The 431-nt window shown below is 42.5% G+C and carries 2 tRNA genes; both read left to right on the top strand.

From position 1 onward, the window contains the following. Window positions 1-18 precede the first annotated feature (18 nt). A tRNA-Gly gene (locus GMB86_RS15355) sits at window positions 19-92 on the top strand. Between the two features lie 21 nt (window positions 93-113). Further along, window positions 114-190, top strand: a tRNA-Ile gene (locus GMB86_RS15350). The last annotated feature ends 241 nt before the right edge of the window (window positions 191-431 follow it).

The following is a 431-nucleotide window of genomic DNA, read 5'->3' as shown; positions in this document are numbered from 1 at the left end:
GCTTTCCTTAATAAATATGCGGGTGTAGTTTAGTGGTAAAACAAGAGCCTTCCAAGCTCTGGTCGTGGGTTCGATTCCCATCACCCGCTCCATTAAATGATAGTTTGTTAGATGGGCCTGTAGCTCAGCCGGTTAGAGCGCACGCCTGATAAGCGTGAGGTCGGTGGTTCGAGTCCACTCAGGCCCACCATCTAAATTATTAAGAGATTGTTCTTTGAAAACTAAACAAAAGCCAAGCGTAATATCAAACGGGTAACACCGATTGATTTCTTTGAAAAAAAGAGTGATGGATCAAATGAAACGATTTAATTATTTTTTGTTCATTATAAATGAACTAAAGCAGGTTAAGGAACTTCGACTAGCTTCGCAACGTCCTGTTGCAACGTCGAAGTTTGCACATCCTGTGCATCATCGGAGAGTTTGATCCTGGC

Source organism: Terrilactibacillus tamarindi (genome assembly GCF_009718825.1).
GTDB classification, from domain to species: Bacteria; Bacillota; Bacilli; order Bacillales; family Sporolactobacillaceae; genus Terrilactibacillus; species Terrilactibacillus tamarindi.
Note: the sequence above shows the minus strand (reverse complement) of the source record. Positions and strands in the feature narration are given on the sequence as shown.